At 62.3% G+C, this 6,957-nt stretch carries 5 protein-coding genes and 1 pseudogene; 5 read left to right on the top strand and 1 reads right to left on the bottom strand.

Annotated elements, in window-relative coordinates; all coding sequences use genetic code 11:
- A partial coding sequence (locus EOA85_RS22970; RefSeq protein ID WP_127211283.1) for a GntR family transcriptional regulator occupies nt 1-782 on the bottom strand: 782 nt, incomplete at its 3' end.
- A 272-nt stretch (nt 783-1,054) separates the two neighbouring features.
- Between EOA85_RS22970 and EOA85_RS22965 the strand changes: the two genes are divergently transcribed.
- The 5 genes and pseudogenes from EOA85_RS22965 to EOA85_RS22945 form a co-directional block, all read left to right on the top strand.
- Nucleotides 1,055-2,560, top strand: a complete 1,506-nt coding sequence (locus EOA85_RS22965) for an altronate dehydratase family protein (protein ID WP_127211282.1) — start codon at nt 1,055-1,057, stop codon at nt 2,558-2,560.
- Between the two features lie 58 nt (nt 2,561-2,618).
- Nucleotides 2,619-3,617: an aldo/keto reductase gene (locus EOA85_RS22960; RefSeq protein ID WP_127211281.1), complete on the top strand. Its 999-nt coding sequence runs from the start codon at nt 2,619-2,621 to the stop codon at nt 3,615-3,617.
- Between the two features lie 327 nt (nt 3,618-3,944).
- Entirely contained in the window at nt 3,945-4,940 is a 996-nt protein-coding gene (locus EOA85_RS22955) for an ABC transporter substrate-binding protein (protein WP_127211280.1), read from the top strand.
- Between the two features lie 148 nt (nt 4,941-5,088).
- Nucleotides 5,089-6,642 carry a sugar ABC transporter ATP-binding protein gene (locus EOA85_RS22950; protein WP_065009742.1) on the top strand — a complete coding sequence of 518 codons (1,554 nt, stop codon included), beginning with the start codon at nt 5,089-5,091 and terminating at the stop codon, nt 6,640-6,642.
- Nucleotides 6,639-6,957, top strand: a pseudogene (locus EOA85_RS22945) (ABC transporter permease); the annotation flags it as partial. The gene EOA85_RS22950 and the pseudogene EOA85_RS22945, both read left to right, overlap by 4 nt.

Here is a 6,957-nt window from a genome sequence, read left to right as displayed (position 1 = left end):
ATATAGGCCAGGTGTTCCGCGACCGCCACTTCGTTGCGCTCGCGCTCCTGCGCCTTATTCCACTGGTAGTGGTAGTGGAAGATCATGGCGATGACGTCGTAGAAATCGACGATGAAGCGATTGTGCGACGCGCGGTGGATCAGCCGGTGAAAGCGCTCGTCGAGCTCCGAGAATTCGTTGAAGCGCGTGGCGATCTCGCGCGCCAGCCGGCGATGCTCGTCTTCCAGCCGGTCGAGGTCGGCCCAGACCGGGCTGTCGTCCGGCAGGGCGGCGAACGCGGCAGCCGAGCGCAATTCGAACATCTCGCGGATTTCGGTCAATTCCAGCGCGAAAGCGCGGGTAAAACCTTTCAGCACCCAATGGCTGTTGCGGCGTTTCTCGATCAGCCCGAAGCGGGAAAAGCGGATCAGGAACTCGCGCACGCTGGTGGTGCCGACGCCGATCTCGCGCGCCAACTCGAGTTCGTTGATCTGCATGCCGGGCTCGGCGCCGCCGGCAAGCAGCCGCCGCATGAAGGAGCGCTCGATGATCTGCGACAGCGTGTCGGTCTCTTCCTCGGGGAAAAAATCGTCCGGCCGCGGCACGCGCAAAACCGTCTTGCTGCGCTTGTTCCAGGCAATCAGCCCCGTCTCTTCCATGCGCGTAAGGATGGTGCGGATCGTCGTGCGGCTGACGCCGAGCAGCGTGCCAAGCTCGGGCTCGGACGGCAGGCTTTTCGTTTCGTCGAGCAGCCGCAAACCCCGATTGTAGGCGTCTTTATAGACGTTGTTGCTCTTCGACATCCCCTGCCCCGTTACGCCGGCGCTTGCGGCGGCGGTTTGAAGCGCGATATGACAAATGTTCCAAACGCAAAGGCCCCCAAAAAAGCGAGAATCGCTTTTCGAAAGTCAGCCCTGGTTCCAGTGTCCGATCCTCTGCACATCCTTAAGAACGCGCGGCGCTGTCACGAAAAAACAATTGACGCAAAACTGTTTTTTCACGATAAAAGACATTAACTGTTAACAGGCGCGTGTCAATCCGCTTGCCCATCCCAGGAACACCCAGGAAACTGCCCGTGAACGCCGCAAACAGCATTCTTCTGTCCCCCGCCGACAATGTCGCGGTCGCCAACGGCCGCATCGAGATCGGCGCGGTACTGCCGGGCGGTGCCGTCGCCACCGCGTTGATCGAACCCGGCCACAAGGTAGCGATCAAGCCGATCGCCGCCGGCGAGGCCGTGGTCAAATACGCTCAGGCGATCGGCCGCGCCACCCAGAACATCGCACCCGGCGAGCATGTCCATTCGCACAATCTGATCTTCGAGTCCGGGCGTTTGCCGGTGGTGCCGCCGAGCGAAGCCGTGCACGCGACCGAGGCCGACCGCGCCCGCATCTTCATGGGCTACCGTCGCGCCGACGGCCGTGCCGGCACGCGCAACTTCGTCGGCATTCTCGCCAGCGTCAATTGCTCGGCCACCGTTTGCCATGCCATCGCCGACGAGGCGAACCGCACTCTCCTGCCCAGATATCCCGGCATCGACGGCTTCGTTCCGATCGTCCACGGCCAAGGCTGCGGGATGAGCGCCACCGGCGACGGCATGATGGTGCTGCACCGCACGCTGGCCGGCTACGCCCGCCATCCGAATTTCGGCGGCGTGCTGATGGTCGGGCTCGGCTGCGAGGTCAACCAGCTCACCCTCTATGGGCAGAAGGGTGTCGCTGCGGGAAAACGCCATTTCAACATCCAGGAAGCCGGCGGCTCGCGCAAATCGGTCGAGAAGGCGATGCTGGTGCTGGCCGAGATCGCCGAGGAGGTCGGCAAGCTTGAGCGTGAGCCAATCCCGGTCAGCGAGATCGTCGTCGGCCTGCAATGCGGCGGCTCGGACGGCATGTCCGGCATCACCGCCAATCCGGCGCTGGGCGCCGCCGTCGACATCCTGGCCGGTGTTGGTGGCATCGGCATCCTCTCCGAGACGACGGAAATCTACGGCGCCGAGCATCTGCTTGCCTACCGTGCGGCGACCCCGGAGATCGCAGCCAAGCTCGATGGCTATGTGAAGTGGTGGGAAGACCATGTCGCCAAGCATGGCGCCTCCATCGACAACAATCCGTCGCCCGGCAACAAGCGCGGCGGCCTGACCACCATCCTGGAGAAGTCGCTTGGCGCGGTCGCCAAGGGCGGACAGACGCCGCTCAACGGCGTCTTTGGCTATGCCGAAAAGGTCACCGGACACGGCTTGGTGTTCATGGACACGCCCGGCTACGACCCGGTTTCCGCCACCGGCCAGGTGGCAGGCGGCGCCAATGTCATCGTCTTCACCACCGGCCGCGGTTCCTGCTTCGGCTGCCGGCCGACGCCGTCGATCAAGGTCGCCAGCAACTCGACCATGTACCAGACCATGGAAGAGGACATGGACGTGAATTGCGGCGTCATCGCCTCGGGCGAAAAGACCATCGCCGGCATGGGCCGCGAGATCTTCGAACTGATCGTCGAGACGGCTTCGGGGCGCAAGACCAAGAGCGAGGAGTTCGGCTACGGCGACAACGAGTTCGTGCCCTGGCACCTCGGCGCGACCCTCTAGAACAGCCATTAACTGACTCAAGACGCGGGCCAGGCAAATGGCCGGTGGGAGGCTTTGCATGAAGAAACGCCGTGTCGGCAGCACCGCGCTGGAAATAACCGAGGTCAGCTTCGGCGGCGCGGCGGTCGGCGGCCTCTACCGAGCTTGCCCGCGCGAGGCGGCGATACAGACGCTGCAGGTCGCCTGGGAAGCCGGCCTGCGCTATTTCGATACGGCGCCCTTCTATGGCTTCGGCCTCTCGGAACGCCGCTTCGGCGATTTCCTGCGCGACAAGCCGCGGGACTCCTACGTGCTGTCGACCAAGGTTGGGCGCCTGTTCCGGCCGGTGCCGGAAGACCAGATTCCGGACCATTCCTATGTCGATCCGTTGCCCTTTGCGCTCGACTACGACTATTCCTATGACGGCATCATGCGCTCGGTCGAGTTCAGCTATGCGCGGCTTGGCCTCAATCGGATCGACATCCTGTTCGTCCACGACATCGGCGTCTACACACATGGGGCCGAGAAGACGAAGCTGCATTTCCGCCAGTTCATGGATGGCGGGCTGAAGGCGCTGGAAGAGCTGAAGTCGTCCAGGGTCATTTCCGCCTACGGCCTTGGCGTCAACGAGGTTCAGATCTGTCTCGATGTGCTGCGCCAGGCGCCGCTCGACTGCATCCTGCTCGCCAGCCGCTATTCGCTGCTCGACCGCACCGCCGAAGCCGAATTGCTGCCGCTTTGCCGGCAACGGCAGACCTCGCTGATCATCGGTGGCGTCTTCAATTCCGGTATCCTGGCAACGGGCCCGGTACCGGGCGCCCATTTCGATTATCTGCCGGCCACCGCGGACATTCTCGGCCGCGTCGGGGCGATGGAAAAAATCGCCGCCGAAGGCGGCTATCCGCTTGCAGCGGCGGCGTTTCAGTTCCCGCTGCACGAGCCTGTTGTCGCTTCTGTGCTGACGGGCACCGCCAAACCGACCAATCTGGCGCGAAATCTCCAACTGCTCGATATCCAGGTGCCCGAAACCGAATTCGCCAAATATGATCGTTACACGGTCGTACAGAAACTCGGCTGACGCTGCGGCCTTCGCCCTCGTCGGTTAAACAGCGGACGGCGCAATCAGGAGGCGTAACAATCGAACGCCCCCAAAAGAATGAATATTCCATCTTGACTGGTTGGTGGAATTAATATTCCCATACCTTTCGGAGAGGATCTGTACGGTTTGGCAATGAGATCGGTCTAGCCAATTAAGGAGACCGATGCGAAACACCGCTTGCGTCGACCCAACCTATGCACTATCAAAATGCGGTAAATGTTTTTTATTGATAAAGTTCTGTTTGGACAGCGCCTATCCAAACCGAGCTTCAGCAACGTTCACCGGGCGACTTAGGGAGGAAGCCTTATGAAATTCGTGACCAACATTCTCAACCGCCGCGCATTCGTGGCGCTCGCCGCCGCCTCGATGCTTGCCGGCGTGTTGCATTCGGCGCCAGCTTCGGCGGCGGACGTAACCATTCCGATCATCGTCAAGGACACCACCTCTTTCTACTGGCAGATCGTCCTGGCCGGCGCCCGCAAGGCCGGCAAGGACCTCGGCGTCAATGTGCCGGAACTCGGCGCCCAGGCAGAGACCGACGTCAACGGCCAGATCTCGATCCTCGAGAATGCCGTCGCCGGCACCCCGGCTGCCGTCGTCATCGCGCCGACCGAAGCCAAGGCGCTCGGCAAGCCGATCGATGAGGCAGCCACCAAGGTCAAGATCATCGGCATCGACTCCGGCGCCGACTCCAAGGCCTTCACCTCGTTCCTGACCACAGACAATATCCAGGGCGGCCGCGTCGCCGCCGACGGGCTGGCGGCCGCGATCGGCGAAGCCAATGGCGGCAAAATCGAGGGCGACGTCGCCCTGATCACCGCACTTCCGGGCGCTGGTTCGCTCGAACAGCGCGCCCAGGGCTTCAAGGAGCAGCTTGCCGCCAAATATCCCGGCCTGAAGCTTGTTGCCGACAAGTACGCCGACGGCCAAGCCACTACCGGCCTCAACATCGCGACCGACCTGATAACCGCCAATCCGAACCTCAAGGGCATCTTCGCCTCCAACCTGATCATGGCGCAGGGCGTCGGTCAGGCGATCGCCGAGAACAGCTTGGCCGGCAAGGTCGGACTCGTCGGCTTCGACAGCGACGAGAAGCTGATCAAGTTCCTCAACGACGGCGTCATTTCGGCTCTCGTCGTCCAGGATCCGTACCGGATGGGCTATGACGGCATCAAGACGGCACTCGCGGCCTCGAAAGGCGAGAAGGTCGAGGCCAATGTCGACACCGGCGCCAACCTCGTCACCAAGGCCAATATGAAGGATCCGAAGATCGACGCACTGCTCAATCCGAAGCTCGACTGAGCACCGGCAGGTGCACCGTTTCCGGGGCCTCGTTGCCCCGGAAACACCCTGAAAGTGATTCGAAATCAGCCGGCTTCAATACCCTTGACGATGCGACCCGGCCAGCATCGCTACGTGCCAATCGTGAGGCCAATCTGGGAGGATTGTCATGACATCGACGGCGCAGGAACTGCATCCGGCCCCAACGCTGGAACCGGGCAGGACGATCCTCGAACTCAAGGGCTTGGAGAAGCGATATCCCGGCACGCACGCGCTGAAGCCGGTTAACCTCGCCTTCAAGGCCAGCGAAATCCACGCCATTGTCGGCGAGAACGGTGCCGGCAAATCCACCCTGATCAAGCTGCTGACCGGCGTCATGCCGCGCACCTCCGGCGACGTCATCTGGGAGGGCAAGCCGGCAGCGCTGGCGACGCCGCATGAGGCGATGGCGCTGGGCATCAATGCTGTGCATCAGGAGGTCGTTCTGTGCCGCCATCTCACTGTCGCAGCCAACATGTTCCTCGGGGAGGAGGATTCCCGCTTCGGCATCCTGCAGCAGCGGGCCATGGTCAGGGAAGCGCAGAAGATCATCGACGATCTCGGCTTTGATCTGCCGGCGCATGTCGTGCTGGGTGACCTGACCATAGGCCAGCAGCAGCTGATCGCCGCCGCCCGCGCCACCGTGCGCGGCACCAAGTTCCTGATCTTCGACGAGCCGACTGCTTATCTCACCCGGAAGGAAGCCGACCAGCTGTTCACGCTGATCCGCCGGCTGAAGGGCGAAGGCGTCACCATCATCTACATCAGCCACCGCATGGAAGAGGTGTTCGAGCTCGCCGACCGCGTCTCGGTGCTGCGCGACGGCACGCTTGTCGGCACCAGGAACATCGCCGAAACCAACGACGCCGAGCTGGTCAAGATGATGATCAACCGCTCGATCGAGCAAGTCTATCACAAGGAGCATTTTACCCCGGGCGCGACGCTGCTCGAAGCCAGAAATCTCTCCGGCAAGGGCTTCGAAAATGTCTCGATGACGGTCCGTGCCGGCGAAATCGTCGGGCTCTACGGCCTGATCGGTGCCGGGCGCAGCGAGTTCGTCACCACGCTTTACGGCCGTCATCGCAAGTCGGCCGGCCAGATCCTCTGGGAGGGCAAGGCGGTTCAGGTCAATTCCGAGCATGACGCTATCAGGCTCGGCATGGCGCTGGCGCCGGAAAGCCGCCGCGACCAGGGCCTCTGCCTCAACCTGCCGGTCGGCCTCAATCTCAATCTGCCGATCTACAAGCGCATCTCCAGCAATCTGCTGATCTCCAGCGCACAGGAGAAGACCGAGGCGGATCGCCAGATCGCCAATCTCAGGATCAAGACACCGACGCGCAACGCGCTCGCCTCCAGCCTGTCCGGCGGCAACCAGCAGAAGATCGTCATCGGCAAGTGGCTGGCGCACGGCGCCAAGCTGTTCATCTTCGACGAGCCGACAGTCGGCGTCGATGTCGGCACCAAGGCCGAGATCTACCGCCTGTTCAGCGCGCTTTTGTCCAATGGCGCCGGCATCATCCTGATCTCGTCCTATCTGCCCGAGGTCTATGAACTGGCCGACACACTGCATGTGTTCCGGCGCGGCAAACTGGTGGCCACTCATGGTTTCCGCACTGCCGACCATGAGGAGATCCTCACCCAAGCGCTGGCCGAGAAACAAGAAAAACCGGGAGGACAGATATGAGCACCGAGGCGATCCCGGCCGAAAGGCCGAAACGCAACTACAACGCCCTGTTCGGGCTGACACTGCTGGCGCTGCTGGTATTGTTGTGGGTCATCCTGTCGGTGGCGACGCCGAGCTTCGCCTCCGCCAACAACATCTCGAATCTGCTGCGGCAAGGTTCGATGATCGCCATCCTGGCAGTCGGCCAGACCTTCGTCATCATCACCGGAGGCATCGACCTTTCCGTCGGCGCCGTCGTCGGCTTCGCCACCGTCATCGTGGCGATGTTGATCAATGCCGGCGTGCCGATTTTCCTCGCCATCCTGATCACCTTGC

The sequence above is a fragment of the Mesorhizobium sp. M5C.F.Ca.IN.020.29.1.1 genome (assembly GCF_003997375.1).
GTDB lineage: Bacteria > Pseudomonadota > Alphaproteobacteria > Rhizobiales > Rhizobiaceae > Mesorhizobium > Mesorhizobium wenxiniae.
This window is presented reverse-complemented; position numbering and strand designations above follow the sequence as displayed.